This is a genomic window from Lysobacter sp. Soil_N_23 (assembly GCF_057656135.1).
Genome location: NZ_JBDGKY010000006.1, coordinates 57,043 through 73,358, shown reverse-complemented (window position 1 = coordinate 73,358; position 16,316 = coordinate 57,043). Strand labels below are relative to the sequence as shown.

The 16,316-nt window shown below is 67.0% G+C and carries 16 protein-coding genes and 1 tRNA gene; 11 read left to right on the top strand and 6 right to left on the bottom strand.

What is annotated here, in order from left to right; all coding sequences use genetic code 11:
• The first annotated feature begins 56 nt into the window (after nucleotides 1-56).
• The 10 genes from AC3A3X_RS06775 (at nucleotide 57) to AC3A3X_RS06730 (ending at nucleotide 10,344) form a co-directional block, all read left to right on the top strand.
• Nucleotides 57-575: a hypothetical protein gene (locus tag AC3A3X_RS06775; RefSeq protein WP_487582266.1), complete on the top strand. Its 519-nt coding sequence runs from the start codon at nucleotides 57-59 to the stop codon at nucleotides 573-575.
• A gap of 37 nt (nucleotides 576-612) precedes the next feature.
• Nucleotides 613-1,920 carry a BamA/TamA family outer membrane protein gene (locus AC3A3X_RS06770; protein WP_487582265.1) on the top strand — a complete coding sequence of 436 codons (1,308 nt, stop codon included), beginning with the start codon at nucleotides 613-615 and terminating at the stop codon, nucleotides 1,918-1,920.
• Nucleotides 1,921-2,173: 253 nt separating this feature from the next.
• A complete protein-coding gene (locus AC3A3X_RS06765) occupies nucleotides 2,174-2,353 on the top strand; it encodes a hypothetical protein (RefSeq protein ID WP_487582264.1) in 180 nt (59 codons plus the stop codon).
• Nucleotides 2,354-2,422: 69 nt separating this feature from the next.
• Nucleotides 2,423-2,923, top strand: a complete 501-nt coding sequence (locus tag AC3A3X_RS06760; protein WP_487582263.1) for an LEA type 2 family protein — start codon at nucleotides 2,423-2,425, stop codon at nucleotides 2,921-2,923.
• A gap of 117 nt (nucleotides 2,924-3,040) precedes the next feature.
• Complete coding sequence (locus tag AC3A3X_RS06755; protein WP_487582262.1) at nucleotides 3,041-4,825, top strand: acyl-CoA dehydrogenase C-terminal domain-containing protein; 1,785 nt, start codon at nucleotides 3,041-3,043, stop codon at nucleotides 4,823-4,825.
• A 106-nt stretch (nucleotides 4,826-4,931) separates the two neighbouring features.
• Entirely contained in the window at nucleotides 4,932-5,594 is a 663-nt protein-coding gene (locus AC3A3X_RS06750) for an HNH endonuclease (RefSeq protein ID WP_487582261.1), read from the top strand.
• 240 nt (nucleotides 5,595-5,834) lie between these two features.
• The gene (locus tag AC3A3X_RS06745) at nucleotides 5,835-6,923 is read left to right on the top strand and encodes a hypothetical protein (protein WP_487582260.1); all 1,089 of its coding nucleotides are present in this window, start codon (nucleotides 5,835-5,837) and stop codon (nucleotides 6,921-6,923) included.
• A 150-nt stretch (nucleotides 6,924-7,073) separates the two neighbouring features.
• Nucleotides 7,074-8,978: a 1-deoxy-D-xylulose-5-phosphate synthase gene (gene dxs / locus AC3A3X_RS06740; RefSeq protein ID WP_487582259.1), complete on the top strand. Its 1,905-nt coding sequence runs from the start codon at nucleotides 7,074-7,076 to the stop codon at nucleotides 8,976-8,978.
• Nucleotides 8,979-9,166: 188 nt separating this feature from the next.
• Nucleotides 9,167-9,679, top strand: a complete 513-nt coding sequence (locus AC3A3X_RS06735) for a Cif family virulence factor (RefSeq protein WP_487582258.1) — start codon at nucleotides 9,167-9,169, stop codon at nucleotides 9,677-9,679.
• Complete coding sequence (locus AC3A3X_RS06730; RefSeq protein ID WP_487582257.1) at nucleotides 9,676-10,344, top strand: HAD family hydrolase; 669 nt, start codon at nucleotides 9,676-9,678, stop codon at nucleotides 10,342-10,344. The genes AC3A3X_RS06735 and AC3A3X_RS06730 overlap by 4 nt, the downstream gene beginning before the upstream one ends.
• Here AC3A3X_RS06730 and AC3A3X_RS06725 read toward each other — a convergent pair.
• Together AC3A3X_RS06725 and AC3A3X_RS06720 are read right to left on the bottom strand one after the other, a co-directional pair.
• Complete coding sequence (locus AC3A3X_RS06725; protein WP_487582256.1) at nucleotides 10,322-11,347, bottom strand: TraB/GumN family protein; 1,026 nt, start codon at nucleotides 11,345-11,347, stop codon at nucleotides 10,322-10,324. The two genes, AC3A3X_RS06730 and AC3A3X_RS06725, sit on opposite strands and share 23 nt — an antisense overlap.
• 325 nt (nucleotides 11,348-11,672) lie before the next feature.
• The gene (locus AC3A3X_RS06720) at nucleotides 11,673-12,140 is read right to left on the bottom strand and encodes a cupin domain-containing protein (RefSeq protein ID WP_487582255.1); all 468 of its coding nucleotides are present in this window, start codon (nucleotides 12,138-12,140) and stop codon (nucleotides 11,673-11,675) included.
• Nucleotides 12,141-12,320: 180 nt separating this feature from the next.
• Between AC3A3X_RS06720 and AC3A3X_RS06715 the strand changes: the two genes are divergently transcribed.
• On the top strand, nucleotides 12,321-12,956 hold the full coding sequence (locus tag AC3A3X_RS06715) for a dihydrofolate reductase family protein (RefSeq protein ID WP_487582254.1): 636 nt from the start codon (nucleotides 12,321-12,323) through the stop codon (nucleotides 12,954-12,956).
• 55 nt (nucleotides 12,957-13,011) lie between these two features.
• On the opposite strand, the gene AC3A3X_RS06710 is transcribed toward AC3A3X_RS06715, so the two are convergent.
• From AC3A3X_RS06710 to pheT, 4 genes are all read right to left on the bottom strand, one after another.
• A tRNA-Pro gene (locus tag AC3A3X_RS06710) sits at nucleotides 13,012-13,088 on the bottom strand.
• 99 nt (nucleotides 13,089-13,187) lie between these two features.
• Entirely contained in the window at nucleotides 13,188-13,544 is a 357-nt protein-coding gene (locus AC3A3X_RS06705) for a MerR family transcriptional regulator (protein WP_158733140.1), read from the bottom strand.
• On the bottom strand, nucleotides 13,537-13,854 hold the full coding sequence (locus AC3A3X_RS06700; RefSeq protein ID WP_487582253.1) for an integration host factor subunit alpha: 318 nt from the start codon (nucleotides 13,852-13,854) through the stop codon (nucleotides 13,537-13,539). The genes AC3A3X_RS06705 and AC3A3X_RS06700 overlap by 8 nt, the downstream gene beginning before the upstream one ends.
• Nucleotides 13,855-13,870: 16 nt before the next feature.
• Nucleotides 13,871-16,258 carry a phenylalanine--tRNA ligase subunit beta gene (pheT, locus tag AC3A3X_RS06695; protein ID WP_487582252.1) on the bottom strand — a complete coding sequence of 796 codons (2,388 nt, stop codon included), beginning with the start codon at nucleotides 16,256-16,258 and terminating at the stop codon, nucleotides 13,871-13,873.
• Nucleotides 16,259-16,316: the final 58 nt, after the last annotated feature.

The window sequence follows — 16,316 nt, the reverse complement described above, 5'->3', positions numbered from 1 at the left end:
ACGTTCGGGTCGTTCGAGTCTTGTTCCCCGAGACGGCGGAAGTAGAGGCTGCCGCCATGACCCATCCCACCCCCGGCCTGCATGGCCCGATCGCTGTCAGGCCCCGGCCTTCGCCGTTCGCCGGTTCCAATCCCTACCTCGATCGGCCCTTGTCGCAACTGTTCGCCGCCTGCCAGCAACGCGCTGACGGGTTGCTGCGCCGTGACCAGGACTACACCGCCGAGGAGCGCGCCAGCCTCGCCCAGGACACCGCCCACCTGCTGCTGGCGGTATCGCCGGCACTGGCCCACGGCGAGGAGATGCCGGGCAGCCCTGCGCGGGCGATCCTGCAGGGCCGCGGCGACTTCATCGAGGAGCACTGGCGCGCGCATGAGTCGGCATTGCGCAGCGCGCGATACCGGACCCTGGTGATGGCATCCGACCTGGCCCTTGGCGGCCATGCCCGCATCTGGCGGCGCGACGCCCGCGTCGACGGCGATTTGATCTACGACGTGGCCCTGTCCAGCGAGATGGGGCTGCTGCGTGCGCTCAGCGAACTGGCGAAGCTGCGCGTGGCCGCCGTGCGACGGCGATGACCATCCTGTCTGGCGCTGGTCTCAGCTGAAGTGCGCCATGCAAAGCTCTCTGGCCGCCTGGATGCTGATCGCTTGTGCGGCGACAGGCTCCGTGGCCGCGCAGACGTCGCCGCAGGAGTCCTCGCCACGCATCGTTGAGACACGCATCGTTGAGATCCGCCTCGTCGGCAACGAGAAGACGCGCGACAAGGTCATCCTGCGCGAACTCGGCCTGGCACCCGGCGATATCGCCGACCCGGCCGCAATCGAGGATGGCCGTCAGGCCGTGCTCGACCTGGGCCTGTTCCGCGAGGTCAAGGCAACCACGCACGCCGTGGCCGATGGCGTGGTGCTGGAGGTGGCGGTGCGCGAGAAGTACCACCTGCTGGTGCTGCCGCGCATCGATGCCAGCTCCGACAGCGACTACAGCTACGGGGCGCAGCTGCGCTGGAGCAACGTGTGGGGGCTCAACCACCGCCTCAACCTGACGGTCGAGAAGGGCGAATTCCCCAACGAGCGCGACCGCCTGGAGGAAACCAGCGCGCGCCTGGGTTACCGTGCGCCGTACATTTTCGACAGCCCCTACGAGCTGCGCGTGCGCCTGGAACGTCGCGAGCGGGTGACGCCGATCATCGACCCGGTCAGCAACGAAGTCAGCGACGACAGCTTCGACGAAACCTTCGACCATTTCGAGATCGGCGCCGCGCGCGACTTCCGCGGCAACCGCCCGCGCAGCGGCTGGATCCTCGGCGGTGCGCTGTTCTGGCAGCGCCAGGACACCGAAGGAGAACTAGCGCCACCACCGGACGGCCAGGCGCTCGCGCTGGTCGGGACTGCCGATTACGACGACATGCGCTTCCACGTCTACAGCGAGACCGGACGCCGCTTCGATGCGCGCGTCGAAGTCGCCGCCGAGGGCGTGGCATCCGACTACGACTACACCCGCAGCACCGCCAGCTACTTCCAGTCGCGCGCGATCGGCGACGTTCCGCACCAGACCGTGCATGTCCTGGGCAGCGCCGGCGTACTCACCGGTGGCACGGGCAGCCGCAACGAGTTCTCCCTCGGTGGCTCGGGACAGATGCGCGGCTACGACTCCGACTTCCTCGAGGGCGACTATTACTACTACGGCTCGCTCGAGTACCTGCGCCCGGTCAAATGGGACTGGCTGCGGCTTCTGGCATTCGTCGAGGTTGGCGGCAGCGGTGACGACCGCGAAGGTCTACGCGACGGTTCGCCCTATGCCGACATCGGCGTGGGCGTGCGCATCCGCCTGAGCTGGTTCGTCGGCGTCGAGATCGAGCTGGGCTGGGCCTACCCCCTGCGCGGCGGCGAGGGGGCGAACTTCTTCGCCGGAGGCAACTGACCTGCCGACGGTTGGGGCGCCTTGGTCAGAAAATCCCTACCCCCTCTCGCGCCCTACCCCGATGGCATTGCCCAAGGTTCAGGCGCGATTCTGTCCAGGCCCCGGCAGCCCGGTTTATGCGACAGCACGGATGCCGCTCAGCAAGGGAAAGATGACCGTCACCTTGAGCAGGTGAATAGCTGGGCCGGGGTACCTTCAGCTTTGCTGGTACACAATCTCGCCATCGCAGTACACACGGAAACGTGCTTCCCCTATGGCTACGACCAATGCCAGCGAGCGTGCGCTCGCCCGGATCCGTATTCCCGCCAGCGCCTCGCGCATGTCCCGCGCCGCGCGTGCGCGTCGCGCGGTGTTTCGCTACCTCGCGGTCTGGGCCGCCGTGGCCGCCCTCGCCCTGATCGCGCAGGCCGTGGCGCCCGCCGCCGCCAGCTGACAAGCCACCCCTCCAGGCGCCGCCGTGCGCCGTAGTATGCTCGCCGTCCCATCACGGCGGAGCTGCGGCATGAAGCACGAGGCGATCTGGAAACGCTGGAACGGTCCGGCGCTGCTGCTGTCCTTACTGGCGGCGCTGGTGCTGGCCGGTTGTTCCAGCGGCCCGGTCCGCCGCGTCTCCGAACCTTCCGCGCGCATCCAGCAGCTGACCGTACGCGCCGATGGCAGCTGGTCGGCCGAGCTGCGTATCGAGAACTTCAGCAGCATCCCGATGCGCTTCGACTCCGTCGACCTAGCGCTGAAGGTCGCCGACACGGCGGCCGGCAGCCTGCGCGCGCAACCCGGGCTTTCGATCGGCCCCGAATCGGCCGACGTGATCACGGTGACCCTGGCTCCGCAGGCCGCGGCCAAGCTGGCGGCCGCCGACGCCCTCGCCGCGGGCAGCAGCCTCGCCTACGAACTCGACGGCCACATCGATGCCACCCCGGACCAGGGCAAGTTGCGCAGCTTCGAAGTCAAGCGCAGCAGCGCGCTGAGCCCGGCGCCGGGCCTGCCGGGCGTGCTGCGCTGATCGCAAGTCCAATGTCGTCCCGAGCGCAGCGAGGGACCTGTTGTTCGTCGCGTAAAACAGATCCCTCGCTACGCCCGGGATGACAAAACCAGCCACGCTTTCACTGACGAGATTCCAATGAGCAGCTACAACGCCCCCCTTGCCGACATGCGCTTCGTCCTGTTCGACGTGCTCGGCGCGCAAGCGCAGTTCCAGCGCATGGGTTTTACCGACGCCACGCGCGATGTGCTCGATGCGGTGCTCGATGAAGCCGCACGTTTCACCGAGACCGTGCTCGCGCCGCTCAATGGCATTGGCGATCGCGAAGGCTGCAAGCTCGACCAGGCCACCGGCAAGGTCACCACGCCGCCGGGCTTCAAGCAGGCCTATGCGCAGTTCGTCGACGGCGGCTGGTCGGGCCTGACCTCGCCGGCCGAGTTCGGCGGCCAGGGCATGCCGCATGCCGCCGGTGTGCCGCTGAAGGAAATGATCGACGCGGCCAACCTGGCCTGGGGCAACTTCCCACTGCTGTCGCACGGCGCCACCGAAGCGCTGCTGCACCACGGCGAGGCATGGCAGCAGGAAGCCTTCCTCAAGCCGCTGGTCGAAGGCCGCTGGACCGGCACCATGTGCCTGACCGAGCCGCATTGCGGCACCGACCTGGGCCTGCTGCGGACCCGCGCCGAGCCGCAGGCCGACGGCAGCTACGCCATCACCGGCACCAAGATCTTCATCACCGCCGGCGAGCACGACTTCACCGACAACATCGTCCACCTGGTGCTGGCGCGCCTGCCGGATGCACCGGCCGGCAGCAAGGGCATCTCGCTGTTCGTCGTGCCCAAGCGCCGCGTGGATCGCGACGGCAACGTCGGCGACGCCAATGCGGTGCGCTGCGGCAGCCTCGAACACAAGATGGGCATCCACGCCTCGGCCACCTGCGTGCTCAACTTCGATGGTGCCCAGGGCTACCTGATCGGCCATCCGCACAAGGGCCTGGCGGCGATGTTCACCATGATGAACACCGCCCGCCTCGCGGTCGGCCTGCAGGGCCTGGGGCTGTCGGACCGTGCCCTGCAGAACGCCCTGCGCTATTCGCGCGAGCGCCTGCAGATGCGTGCACCCGCAGGTCCGATGTTCCCGGCCAAGCCGGCCGATCCGATCATCGTCCACCCGGACGTGCGACGCATGCTGCTGACCTGCAAGGCGCTGGTCGAAGGCGGCCGCGTGATGGGATACGACGCCGCACTGCAGGTCGACCTCGCCCACCACGCGCCCGATCAGGCCGAGCGCAAGCAGGCCGATGATCTCGTCGGCTTCATCACGCCGATCGTCAAGGCATGCCTGACCGAATGGGGCGTGGAGTGCACCTACCATGCGCTGCAGTGCTTCGGCGGCCACGGCTACATCGCCGAGCACGGCATGGAGCAGCTCGCGCGCGATGCCCGCATCACCACGCTGTATGAAGGCACCACAGGCATCCAGGCGCTCGACCTGCTGGGTCGAAAGATCCTGCAGTTGCAGGGCGCGGGACTGAAGGTGTTCCTGGGCCAGGTCGCGGCGTTCTGCGATGCGCATGGCAATGATGCGGCGCTCGCCGATTTCATTGCGCCGCTGCGCGAAAAGGCGGCGCAGTGGCAGCAGATCACCCTGCAGGTCGGCAAGCGTGCTGCCGCCAATCCGGATGAGATCGGAGCGGCCTCCTACGACTACCTGATGTATTCGGGCTATGTCGTGCTGGCCTACTGGTGGGCGCGCAGTGTCGCCGCCGCCGAGGCATCGGCGCAGCCGCAGGCATTCAAGGACGACAAGCGCGCCACCGCCCGCTTCTACTTCGCCCGCATCCTGCCGCGCACGCTGGCCCATGCGGCGGCGATCGAAAGCGGCTCGGCCGGCTTGCCGGAACTAGACGTCGACGTCGCCTGACGTAGATCGTTCCTGCTCGGCGATCCTCGACTGCGGCCCGCAACGCCGTGGTCGTTCGCTGCGGGTACACAAAATGTAAACAAAGGCGTATAAGCTGGTTTCCCATATGGAGACCGATAGAGCACCGCTTCGTTTGGTCAGAACCGGAACCGATCTGGGTCCGGACACTCCCTCCTTCGCTCCGCGCCCGGCACTCGACCGGCTCAACTCGGTGCGGCTGCTCTCACTTGATGCGCATGGCCGGGTCCTCGACTGGATGAGCTGGCAGGATGCGACCTGCCTTTACGTGCGCGGCGCGGTTGCCTGGACGCTCGGTGATCCTTGCCTGCAGGTGCACGGCGGCATCAACCGGCTCAGCGGCGAGCAGAGCGTCATCGAACTGCATCCGATCGTCGCCGCCCGCAGCCATGCCCGCGCGCATGCACTCGACCCGACCCCGGCGCTGACCAACGCCGCGCTGTTCGCGCGCGATGGCTACCTGTGCATGTACTGCGGCCACGACTTCAGCCGGCCGCACCTGACCCGCGACCATGTCATGCCGGTATCGAAGGGCGGCCGCGACATCTGGGAAAATGTCGTAGCCGCCTGCTTCCACTGCAACTCGCGCAAGGGCAACCGCACGCCACAGCAGGCGAGCATGCCGCTGCTGGCCGTGCCGTACCGGCCGAGCTGGGTCGAGCACCTGATCCTGTCGAACCGCAACATCCTCGCCGACCAGATGGCGTTCCTGCGCAACCAGCTTCCCAAGAACGCGCGACTGCAGGCCTGAGCGACCGCACTCAAGGACTTGGTGGGAGGGGCTCAGCCCCGATCCCAGGCATCCAGTCGGGACTGAAGCCCTTCCCACCCCGCGTCGGACCGTGATGGGTATCGCGCTTTACCGCGCCCATTCCGACGCCTCAAATACACACCTGACACAAAACGCTCACTTTCGACGCGCTGCGCGCGTTGACGAGTTTGTGGGCGTCCGCAACACTCGCGAACCATTGCAATTGAAACGGAAGCGACGATGCGCCTGACCCTAGGTCTGACGGGCATGGATCCGGCCACGGAGTCCGCCCTGCAGGCGGCCTTCCAGGCCGCCAACGGTCGCCTTGGCGGACGCTGGCAAATGTTGCCGGACACCCAGGCCGACTACGTCATCGTCGACATGGACAGCATGTACGGTCCGATGAGCTGGCTGCGCCTGCATGCTGCCGGAAAGAGCGTGATCGCCCTGACCGTTTCCCAGCGCAGCCAGACCGACTTCCGCCTGGCCAGCCCGTTCGATGCCAACAGCGTCGGTGCCCTGCTGCGCGAGATCGGCACGCAGGCCGGCGTTTCGTTCGACGAGGCCCCGGCTGCAGCCGCGCCGCCTCCGGCCGCCGTCGCGGCGCCCGCTCCGGCGCCCGTAGCCGCGCCGGCACCGGCACCAGTGGCTGCGCCGACACCGGCTCCTGCCCCCAGCGTCGCCGCAGCGGCACCGCAGGCCGCGCCTGCTGCCGTCGTCGAAGCGCCTGCCGCCGCACCTGCGCCAGCCGCCGCACAGACGGCCAGGTCGGGCACTGACACCCTGCTCGACTGGCTCGACAACGACCGGCTGAAAGGCCGCATGCGTGTGCGTGGCGACGAGGTCGTGCTGATCGACATGGACCAGCGCGTCTACCACGGCCCGGCCGCCCTGAAGCCGCTGTCGGCACTGTTCGAGGGCAAACTCTCCACGGCGGACTTCATCTCCGTCGATGCCGCCACCTGGGACAGCGAAAGCGCGCGCCTGGGCGCAGCGATGCCACTGGTACGCCTGGTGTGGTTCGGCACCCTGCTCGCCGGCAAGGGCGTCCTGGCACCGGAGCACGACCCGCAGCGCCGCTACCAGATGGTCAAGTGGCCGCAGACCGAGCGCGACTACCCCAAGCACTTCCGCATCGCCACGGTGATGATGAAGGGCCCGGCCCTGATCCCGGAGATCGCCGAAGCCAGCGGCGTGTCGGTGGCCGAAGTCGCCGACTTCATCAATGCCAACCTGGCCACCGGTTTCGCCGAAGTCGAGCGTGAGCCGGAGACGCTGGAAGCCGGCAAGTCCGGCAGCGGCCTGTTCGGCCGCCTGCGCGGCCGCTAAGGCTGGATGCGCCGCCTGCGCGGCCGCTAAGGCTGATGCGGCGCCTGCGCGGCCGCTGACGGCCCCGCCACGACCAAAACTGAACGCTGCGCCTTGCCCGCCCCCGACTGGGGCGGGACAATGGCGAACTTGCCGTCTGATAACGTCGTGATGATTGACCCGCAGCGCTATCCCCGCCTTTCCCGGATCGAGGTCCCCGCCGATCTGCGCCAGTTCCCGGAAGAGGAACTGCCGGCCATCGCCGACGAACTTCGCGCGTACCTGATCGAACAGGTCGCCCTGGTCGGTGGACACTTCGGCGCCGGCCTGGGCGTGATCGAACTCACCGTCGCCCTGCACTGGCTCTACGAGACGCCGGTGGACCGCCTGGTGTGGGACGTCGGCCACCAGACCTACCCGCACAAGATCCTCACCGGTCGCCGCGACATCATCCAGACCGTCAAGCAGAAGGACGGCGTGGCGCCGTTCCCGAAGCGCGAGGAGAGCGAGTACGACACCTTCGGCGTCGGCCACAGCTCGACCAGCATCTCGGCCGCGCTGGGCATGGCGATCGCGCTGCAGCAGATGGGTGACGAGCGCAAGGTCGTGGCGGTGATCGGCGATGGCGCGATGACCGCCGGCATGGCCTTCGAGGCGCTCAACCACGGCGGCGGCATGGATCCGGAGCCAAACCTGCTGGTGATCCTCAATGACAACCAGATGTCGATCTCCGAGAACGTCGGCGGCCTGACCCAGATGCTCGGCCGCCTGACCGGCAGCCGCACGCTCAACGCCATCCGCGAAGGCGGCAAACGCCTGCTCGGCGACAAGAACAAGCCGGCGGCGAAGTTCGTCAAGCGCTGGGAAGAACACTGGAAGGGCATGTTCGTGCCGTCCACGCTGTTCGAGGAAATGGGCTTCCACTACACCGGCCCGATCGACGGCCACGACCTGCCCGCGCTGATGTCGGCGCTGAAGGTGCTCAAGACCCTCAAGGGTCCGCAGCTGCTCCACATCATCACCACCAAGGGCAAGGGCTACGAACTGGCCGAAGGCGACCAGATCGGTTACCACGCGGTCGGCCCGTTCGATCCGTCGACCGGACTGGTCAGCAAGCCCGGCGCCAAGAAGCCGACCTACACCGACGTCTTCGGCGAATGGCTGTGCGACATGGCCGCAGCCGAACCGAAACTGCTTGGCATCACTCCGGCGATGCGCGAAGGCTCGGGCCTGGTGCGCTTCAGCAAGGAATACCCGCAGCGTTACTTCGACGTCGCCATCGCCGAACAGCACGCGGTCACGCTCGCGGCCGGCATGGCCTGCGAAGGCGCCAAGCCGGTGGTAGCGATCTACTCGACGTTCCTGCAACGCGGTTACGACCAGCTGGTGCATGACGTCGCCATCCAGAACCTGGACGTGCTGTTCGCGCTCGATCGCGGCGGCGTGGTCGGCCCGGACGGCGCGACCCATGCCGGCAACCTCGACCTGAGTTACCTGCGCTGCGTCCCGAACATGGTGGTGATGGCACCGTCGGACGAGAACGAGTGCCGGCAGATGCTCAGCACCGGTTACCACTTCGCTGGCCCGGCCGCTGTGCGCTATCCGCGCGGCACCGGCCCCGGCGTGGCCGTGCAGGCCAACCTGGACACGCTGCCGATCGGCAAGGCCGAGCTGCGCCGCCAAGGCTCGCGCATCGCCCTGCTCGCCTTCGGCGCGATCGTGCCGGCGGCGGAGAAGGCGGCCGAAGAACTTGGCCTGACCGTGGTCAACATGCGTTTCGTCAAACCGCTCGATCGCGCGCTGATCCTGGAGCTTGCACGCAGTCACGAAGGCTTCGTCACGCTCGAGGACAACGTCGTCGCCGGCGGCGCCGGTTCCGGCGTGGCCGAACTGCTGGCCGCCGAAGGCATCGTCATGCCGATAGTGCATCTGGGCCTGCCGGACGAGTACCAGCACCACGCCAGCCGCGAGCAGTTGCTGGCCGAAGCCGGACTGGATGTCGCAGGCATCCGCGCTGCCGTGCTCAAGCGCTGGCCGTTGCTGCTCAAGCCGCAGCCGCAAAGCGCCTCGCTCTGAAACCCGGCAGCCCCGGATAGCACCCCTGCCTGCATCGGTGCCATCACCGTCGTCCCGGCGAACGCCGGGACCCAGGCCCGCACCGCATCGGTCCCATCACCGTCGTCGCGGCGAACGCTGAGCAGCGCAAACCGGATCGCCGCTAACATGCGCGATCCGGTCGAGGACCCATCAGGAACTGTCTCTCCATGAAGTCGCGCTCGCTTGCAGCGATATTGCTCGCGCTTGCTCTGTCGTTCCTGCCGGCACACGCGGCCGAAGGCGACCCGGCCATCCTCGTCGTGATCGAGTCGTTTCGCACCTCGATCATCGAAAAGGATCGAGAGCGTTTCCTGGACCTCTTCGTGCAGCAGGATCTCCCGTGGCAAAGCGTGGTAGACGACCAGTCGCTCGCGCAGATCCAGGTCCAGCGCCCGGAGGCGATCAAGGCCAGATTCAAGAAGGAGAACAATCCTGTTGCCTTCATCGACGGCATAGTCGCCAGCAAGAACCGCAGCGAAGAAACCTTCTCGAACATCAAGATCGATTCCGACGGCGAAGTGGCGGCCGTCACCTTCGACTATTCGTTCCTGTCCAATGGCAAACGCACCAACTGGGGCAAGGAGTGCTGGCTCATGGTCAGGACCGAGGCGGGCTGGAAGATCACGACCGTGGCCTACTCCGTCACACTGGCGCCGCCGACGCAGGCACAAGGCGGATGACTCACGCTGCGCCGACTGTCGTATTCGATTTCGACCTGACACTGACACACTGGGACACGGCCGACCGCTTCTTTCGTTGGTTGTTGAAACGACAAACCTGGCGTCTGGCCTTGGTCCTGCTATCGGTGCCCGCGCTCGGCCCCCTGCTCCTGATTCGCAGCACCCGCAAGTGGCCCGTTCGCTACGCCGTATGGGTGGCCACACTAGGAGGCTCGCACGACGGTCTGCGTGCACTGGCGCGCGAGCACACCGATGCGCTGTTTGCTGCTGACGCTCCCGTATTCCTGACAGACGGCCTTGTACGGCTTCAACATCACCTGGACCAAGGCGATCGCGTGGTCATCGCGACCGGCTGCCTGGAAGTGTTAGCCCGTGACCTGCTTGAGCGAGTTGGGTACGGGCATGTGCCGCTGGTGGGTTCTTCGCTCAAACCCTGGCTCGGGGGCATGGTGCGCCACGAGCACTGCTTCGGACCGAATAAGCCGCCCATGCTCTCCAGGCGCGGCTTTGCTCCGCCCTGGGCCGTCGCCTACACCGATCATCAGTGCGATCTTCCTGTTCTCGAACTGACATCGCAGTGCTACCTGGTGAACCCCAAGCCGGACGCCATCCGGGCGGTTGAGCAGGCACTGGCGCAGCAGCCTACGGTGCTGGAGTGGCGATAGCCGACTCTCCTGGCTCCTCGACGGAATAGCCGCGCGCGCGCAACTGCGCGGCGTAACCATCGGGCTTGAGCAACTCGCGCATCGGCAGCACCGCCAGGCTCACGCGGTTGTTCTTCAACGCCAGCTCGGCGGCGTCCAGCCAGCGCTCGCGCACCTTCGCCTCGATGTCGCCGGCGCGCTTGCGCAGCACGGCGGCTTGCGAGACCGCCTTGATGCAGGCTTCGTTCTGGTCGGTGTAGGGCAATGCTTTCAGGGCCGCGATGTCACCGACCGCCCAGGCGTTGGCGCGATCGCGCATCATTTCCAGATCCGACTCCAGTCGCTGCATCGTCTTGCCGAAGCAGTCGACGTCATCGAGCTTGGAGTCGCGGAACTCCTGCAACGCAACTTTCGGGTCCTCGATGACGATGGTGACCCGCGTGGTCGTCAGCGGGACCTTGTGGCGACGGGCCATCTTCTCGACCACCGGCGAAACCATGCCGTACTGCTTGAGGTCGGAGTCGTCCATCGCTTCGTCGTAGAGCTCCAGCGCCGCCATCATTGGCCGCCACTGCTCGACTCCCTCGTCGCGCCCCATGTACTTGCGCTTGAGCACCAGCCAGCGCGCGTACATGTCTGCCGGCACTACTTGCTGCAGGGTCTGGCCGTCGGGGTTCTTGCGCGCGCTCAGCGCCTTGGGCGCAAGCAACAGGCGCTGGAAGATGCCGAGCTTTCCGTCGATGCTCACGCTCGGCGCCTGGATCACTTCCTGCGCCTGGGCGATCACTGCCTCGACATCGCGCGACTCCCATTCCATGCGCTTGGGAAGCGGCGACAGCGTGCCCAGCACGTACAGCGTGTGATCGTCGCGGCTGATCTTCCACATGCCGGGACCGGGCTGCACGCCGCTGACGACGAGCGTGTCCATGTCGCGGATCGGGGGTAGCGGCGCCGGCGCCGCTGCCGGCACTGCAGCGAAGGCGATCGACAATCCGAGCATTGCGGGGGCAAGGCCAGTTCGCATTTCCACTCCTTGTGGGGGACTCGTTTCCCGGAGATGGACCGTGGCTGGCCGGGCGAGTTCAGCGCCAGCGTGCCTGCAACCGGAGGACCAATCAAACCCCACACCGTCATTCCCGCGAAGGCGGGAACCCATGGACGTGAACGCACCATCAACCTCACGTTCGCCCCGCCCCGTCATTCCCGCGAAGGCGGGAACCCATGGACGTGAGCGCACCATCAACCTCTCGTTCGCACCACCCCGTCATTCCCGCGAAGGCGGGAACCCAGCGACTTTTCCCCTCACGCGTTACGCCACTTGATCCCCGCCTTCGCGAGGACTGACGGCGTCAGAGCGGCAGACCACGAACCCTGGCCAATGCATCCGCCACGTCACCGCCCTCGCCCAGCAACTCAAACCCCTCCCACGCAAACCCGGGCGACACCGTGCAAGCCACCAGCGTGTACGCACCCAGCGGGCGCGCCGCCTGCCAGCGCCCGGCCGGGACTACATGCATCGGAACGCCCTGCCCGCTGCGGTCGAGGATGGTGGTCGTGAGCGCGGCTGTGTCCGGATCGAACTCCAGCAACTCCAGCGCATCGCCCTCCTGCCAATGCCAGCACTCGTCCGCGTCGATCCGGTGCCATTGGCTCACCTGCCCCCGCGCGAGCAGGAAGCTAATCGCAGTCAGGGCCGGCCGCGGCATCGCGGCCGCTTCAACCCGCGTTTCCGAGGCGTACACACGGCGGAAGTAGCCGCCCTCCGGATGCGGGGCGAGCTGCAATTCGACAATCAGATGTTCTGCGCGTGGATGCATGGACACATCGTAACGTGATCGCGAATACCGAGCCGTTCGGCCATGAATGGGAGCCGGACGGTCGCGAGCCTCTCAGTAAGGTCCGCGGCCCTTTTTGTTCGGGCGCAAGCAAGAAGACCATGCCGTCGCTGAGCATTGGTCACGCAGTTGCGATCGACTGACGCCTCGCCTAGTCTCGCCGTGGCGCGCCCCATATTCGGGGGCGGATCGATCAACGGCTCGGACTTCGACGCGATCCCTCATCAGGAGGACGCAATGCGACCACTTCGGTATTCCATCAACGTCACGCTGGACGGCTGCTGCGATCATCGCGGCATGGCGGCGGACGACGAACTGCATCGTCACCACGCCAACAACCTCACTCAAGCCGACGCCCTCCTCTTCGGTCGGGTGACCTACGAGATGATGGAGGAGGCGTGGCGGGAACCGGCGGAGACAGGCGTGATCCCCGACTGGGCGGAGCCTTGGGTAATGCCTTTCGCCCAGACCATACACGCGGCAAAGAAGTACGTCGTCTCGACCACCCTTGACCGGGTGGACTGGAACGCCGAGCTCGTGCGCGGCGACCTGCGCGAGGCCGTACAACGACTCAAGCGGGAACCGGGCAAGGGGATTTTCGTCGGAGGCGTGACGTTGCCGCTGGCGCTGGCAGAACTGGGATTGATCGATGAGTACGAGTTCGTGGTGCACCCCAGGCTGGCAGGCCACGGGCCGACATTGTTCGCGGGGCTGTCGAAACCTGTCGACTTGAAGCTCGTGAGCCGGAAGCAGCTCGACTCGGGGGCGATGGTGTTGCGATATGAGCCGAGAAGGTAGTCGTCGACTTCCGGTGTGACGGGCCAACTCACCGTCACGCATGTACTTGATGCAATGGTCGGGACGGCCGGATTTGAACCGACGACCCTCTGCCCCCCAGGCAGATGCGCTACCAGGCTGCGCTACGCCCCGACGTGTATTGCGATCTCCGCCTTGCGGCGGGCGGCAAGTATAGCCGCTTGTTACCGTGTCCGGCCATCCATCTGGCCAGCGATCCAGCGTGACGCCGCGTCAGCGACGCAGCAGCGTCAGGACCTCTTCCAGCTCCATCCGCACCTGCTTGATGATCTGCGAGCTCAGCGCGGACTCGTCCTTGGCCGATTCGCCTTCCAGGCGCAGGCGGGCGCCGCCGATGGTGTAGCCCTGTTCGTACAGCAGGCCGCGGATCTGCCGGACCATCAGCACCTCGTGGCGCTGGTAGTAACGGCGGTTGCCGCGGCGCTTGACCGGATTGAGCATCGGGAACTCGGTCTCCCAGTAGCGCAGCACGTGCGGCTTGACGTCGCACAGCTCACTGACCTCACCGATGGTGAAGTAGCGCTTCGCCGGGATCGGCGGAAGTTCACGGTTGCTGCCCGGATCAAGCATGCTTCACTCCTGCCTGTTCAACGCCGCTGAATGCTTCCACGCGTTCCTTGAGCTTCTGCCCCGGACGGAACGTCACCACCGTGCGCGCGGAGATCGGGATCTCCTGGCCGGTCTTGGGGTTGCGACCCGGCCGCTGGTTCTTGCGGCGCAGGTCGAAGTTGCCGAAACCCGACAGCTTCACCTGGCGGCCCTGCTCCAGCGCCTCGCGAAGGGCGTCGAAGAAGGAATCGACGAATTCCTTGGCCTCGCGCTTGTTCAGCCCGACTTCGTCGAACAGGCGCTCGGCCATCTCAGCTTTGGTCAGTGCCATCTTTTTTCCTTCAACCTCAGCTGCGGATCACTGCGCCATGTTCACGCTGCAGGGCATCGGTCACCGAAGCCACCGTTGCGTCCACCTCACGGTCAGTGAGCGTGCGCGATTCATCCTGCAGAATCAAGCCCATAGCAAGACTTTTGAAACCCGGTTCCACTCCCTTGCCCTGGTATTTGTCGAACAGGACCAGGTCGCGAAGGACGGTACCGGCGGCCCGACGAACGACGGCCGACAGCGCGCCCCAGGTCACCGGTTCAGCCACCACGAACGCCAGGTCGCGGCGCACCGACGGGTACTTCGACAGTGCGACGGCCTTGGCCACCGCGCGGCTGAACAGCGGCTCCAGATCGAGCTCGAAGGCCACCACGTCGACGTCGAGGTCGAGCGAGCGCTGCAGGCGCGGGTGCAGCTGGCCGATCCAGCCCAGGTAGGCACCCTCGCGGTAGACGTCGGCCGAGCGGCCCGGGTGCGCCCAGGAGGGCTGCGACGGGCGGTATTCGAGATTGGCACCGGCCAGCGCGGCCAGGCTGTCCAGATCGCCCCGGAGGTCGTGGAAACCGGCCGGACGGGCGGTCGTCGCCCACTGCTCGGCGGTCGCCTCACCGCAGATGGCGGCGGCGATGCGCGGGGTCTCGCGCGGCGCTTGGCTGCCATTTGCGCTGAAGACATTGCCCAGCTCGAACAGGCGCACGCGCGGCTGCTGGCGCACGGTATTGCGCGCCAGCGCGGCGACCAGGCCCGGCAGCAGGGCCGTGCGCATCACGCCCAGTTCGGCGCTGAGCGGGTTGGCCAGCGGCACGGCGCCGTCGGCCTTGCCCCACCTGTCTAGCAGGTCGGCTTCGACGAAGGCGTAGTTGACCGCTTCCAGGTAGTCGCGCGAGGCCATCTGGCGGCGGGCGCTGGCGTCCTCGACGCGGGTTTCGCTCGGCGCGACCAGGCGCGCGGCCCCGCTCGGCAGCGTCGTCGGGATCGCGTCGTAGCCGTGGATGCGGGCGATTTCCTCGATCAGATCTTCCTCGATCGCCAGATCGAAGCGGCGGCTCGGCGGGATCACGCGCCAGCCCTCGGCGAGGTTCTCGACCGACAGGCCCAGCGCGCGCAGGATGCGCTCGACTTCGGCATCGGCCACCTGCAGGCCCAGCACGCGCGCCAGACGCGCGCGGCGCAGCGTGATCGGCTGCGACGGCTGCAGGTGTTCGGGCAATGCGGCTTCAATGATCGGGCCGGTGACGCCGCCGGCGATGTCGAGGATCAGCCGGGTCGCGTACTCCACGGCGATGCGCGGCAGCTGCGGATCGACACCACGCTCGAAACGGTGACCGGCATCGGTGTGCATGCCGAGCTTGCGGCTGCGGCCGATGATCGCCGACGGCACCCAGTGCGCGGCTTCAAGGAACACGCTGCGGGTGGCATCGGTCACGCGGGTATCGAACCCGCCCATGATGCCGCCCAGCGCAACTGCGCGCGCGCCATGGCCGCCGCGGCTGTCGGCGACGACGAGGAACTCTTCGTCGAGCGCGACCGTGCGGCCGTCGAGCAGCTTGAGTTCTTCACCCGCACGCGCTGGACGAACGACCACGGCGCCTTCCAGCGCGGCCTTGTCGAAGGCGTGCATGGGCTGGCCGAGTTCGAGCATCACGTACTGGGTGATGTCGACGAGAAAACTGATCGGACGCACGCCGCTGCGACGCAGGCGTTCGGCCATCCATGCCGGCGTCGCCACCGTGGCGTCGACGTTGTCGATGACGCGGCCGACGAAACGCGGCACGCGGGCGCCGGCCTGCAGCTCGATCGTCAGCGTGGCATCGCTCTGCGCTGCAACCGGCGTGGCGTCGAATTCACGCACTTCGCTCGCCAGCGCCGCCGCCACATCAAAGGCGATTCCGCGGACGCTGAAGCAGTCGGCGCGGTTGGGCGTGAGCTTGATCTCGATGCTGGCGTCGGGAAGGCCGAGGTACTGCGCGAGGGGCGCGCCCACCGGTGCATCGACCGGCAGCTCGAGCAGGCCCGAGGCGTCGGGATCCACACCCAGTTCCTTGGCCGAGCACAGCATGCCCGACGACTCCACTCCACGCAGCTTGGCGGCCTTGATCGCGATGCCACCGGGCAGGTTCGCGCCGACCATCGCCAGCGGCGCCTTCAGGCCGGGGCGCGCATTGGGCGCGCCGCAGACGATCTGCACGGTGCCGTTGCCGGTGTCGACCTGGCAGACCTGCAGGCGGTCGGCTTCGGGGTGCTTCTCGGCGCTGACGATGTGGGCGACGACGACGCCGTCGAGCGATTCGCCCAGCACGGTCACGTCCTCGACTTCCAGGCCGATCGCGGTCAGCGTCGCGGCGAGTTCGTCGCGCGTCGCGGTGGTCGGCACATGCTGTCGCAGCCAGTTTTCGGAGAATTTCATTGCAGGGACCTTTGGTCTCTTGTCATCCCGAGTGAAACGAGGGATCTGATCTTCCGCC

Bases quoted from the DNA above. Each gene is read 5' to 3' on its own strand.
- AC3A3X_RS06700 (WP_487582253.1), bottom strand. From the start codon at position 13,854: ATGGCACTGACCAAAGCTGAGATGGCCGAGCGCCTGTTCGACGAAGTC.
- AC3A3X_RS06755 (WP_487582262.1), top strand. From the start codon at position 3,041: ATGAGCAGCTACAACGCCCCCCTTGCCGACATGCGCTTCGTCCTGTTC.
- AC3A3X_RS06725 (WP_487582256.1), bottom strand. From the start codon at position 11,347: ATGCGAACTGGCCTTGCCCCCGCAATGCTCGGATTGTCGATCGCCTTC.
- dxs (WP_487582259.1), top strand. From the start codon at position 7,074: ATGATTGACCCGCAGCGCTATCCCCGCCTTTCCCGGATCGAGGTCCCC.
- AC3A3X_RS06760 (WP_487582263.1), top strand. From the start codon at position 2,423: ATGAAGCACGAGGCGATCTGGAAACGCTGGAACGGTCCGGCGCTGCTG.
- AC3A3X_RS06735 (WP_487582258.1), top strand. From the start codon at position 9,167: ATGAAGTCGCGCTCGCTTGCAGCGATATTGCTCGCGCTTGCTCTGTCG.
- AC3A3X_RS06770 (WP_487582265.1), top strand. From the start codon at position 613: ATGCAAAGCTCTCTGGCCGCCTGGATGCTGATCGCTTGTGCGGCGACA.
- AC3A3X_RS06720 (WP_487582255.1), bottom strand. From the start codon at position 12,140: ATGCATCCACGCGCAGAACATCTGATTGTCGAATTGCAGCTCGCCCCG.
- AC3A3X_RS06730 (WP_487582257.1), top strand. From the start codon at position 9,676: ATGACTCACGCTGCGCCGACTGTCGTATTCGATTTCGACCTGACACTG.
- AC3A3X_RS06775 (WP_487582266.1), top strand. From the start codon at position 57: ATGACCCATCCCACCCCCGGCCTGCATGGCCCGATCGCTGTCAGGCCC.
- AC3A3X_RS06765 (WP_487582264.1), top strand. From the start codon at position 2,174: ATGGCTACGACCAATGCCAGCGAGCGTGCGCTCGCCCGGATCCGTATT.
- AC3A3X_RS06750 (WP_487582261.1), top strand. From the start codon at position 4,932: ATGGAGACCGATAGAGCACCGCTTCGTTTGGTCAGAACCGGAACCGAT.
- AC3A3X_RS06705 (WP_158733140.1), bottom strand. From the start codon at position 13,544: ATGCTTGATCCGGGCAGCAACCGTGAACTTCCGCCGATCCCGGCGAAG.
- pheT (WP_487582252.1), bottom strand. From the start codon at position 16,258: ATGAAATTCTCCGAAAACTGGCTGCGACAGCATGTGCCGACCACCGCG.
- AC3A3X_RS06745 (WP_487582260.1), top strand. From the start codon at position 5,835: ATGCGCCTGACCCTAGGTCTGACGGGCATGGATCCGGCCACGGAGTCC.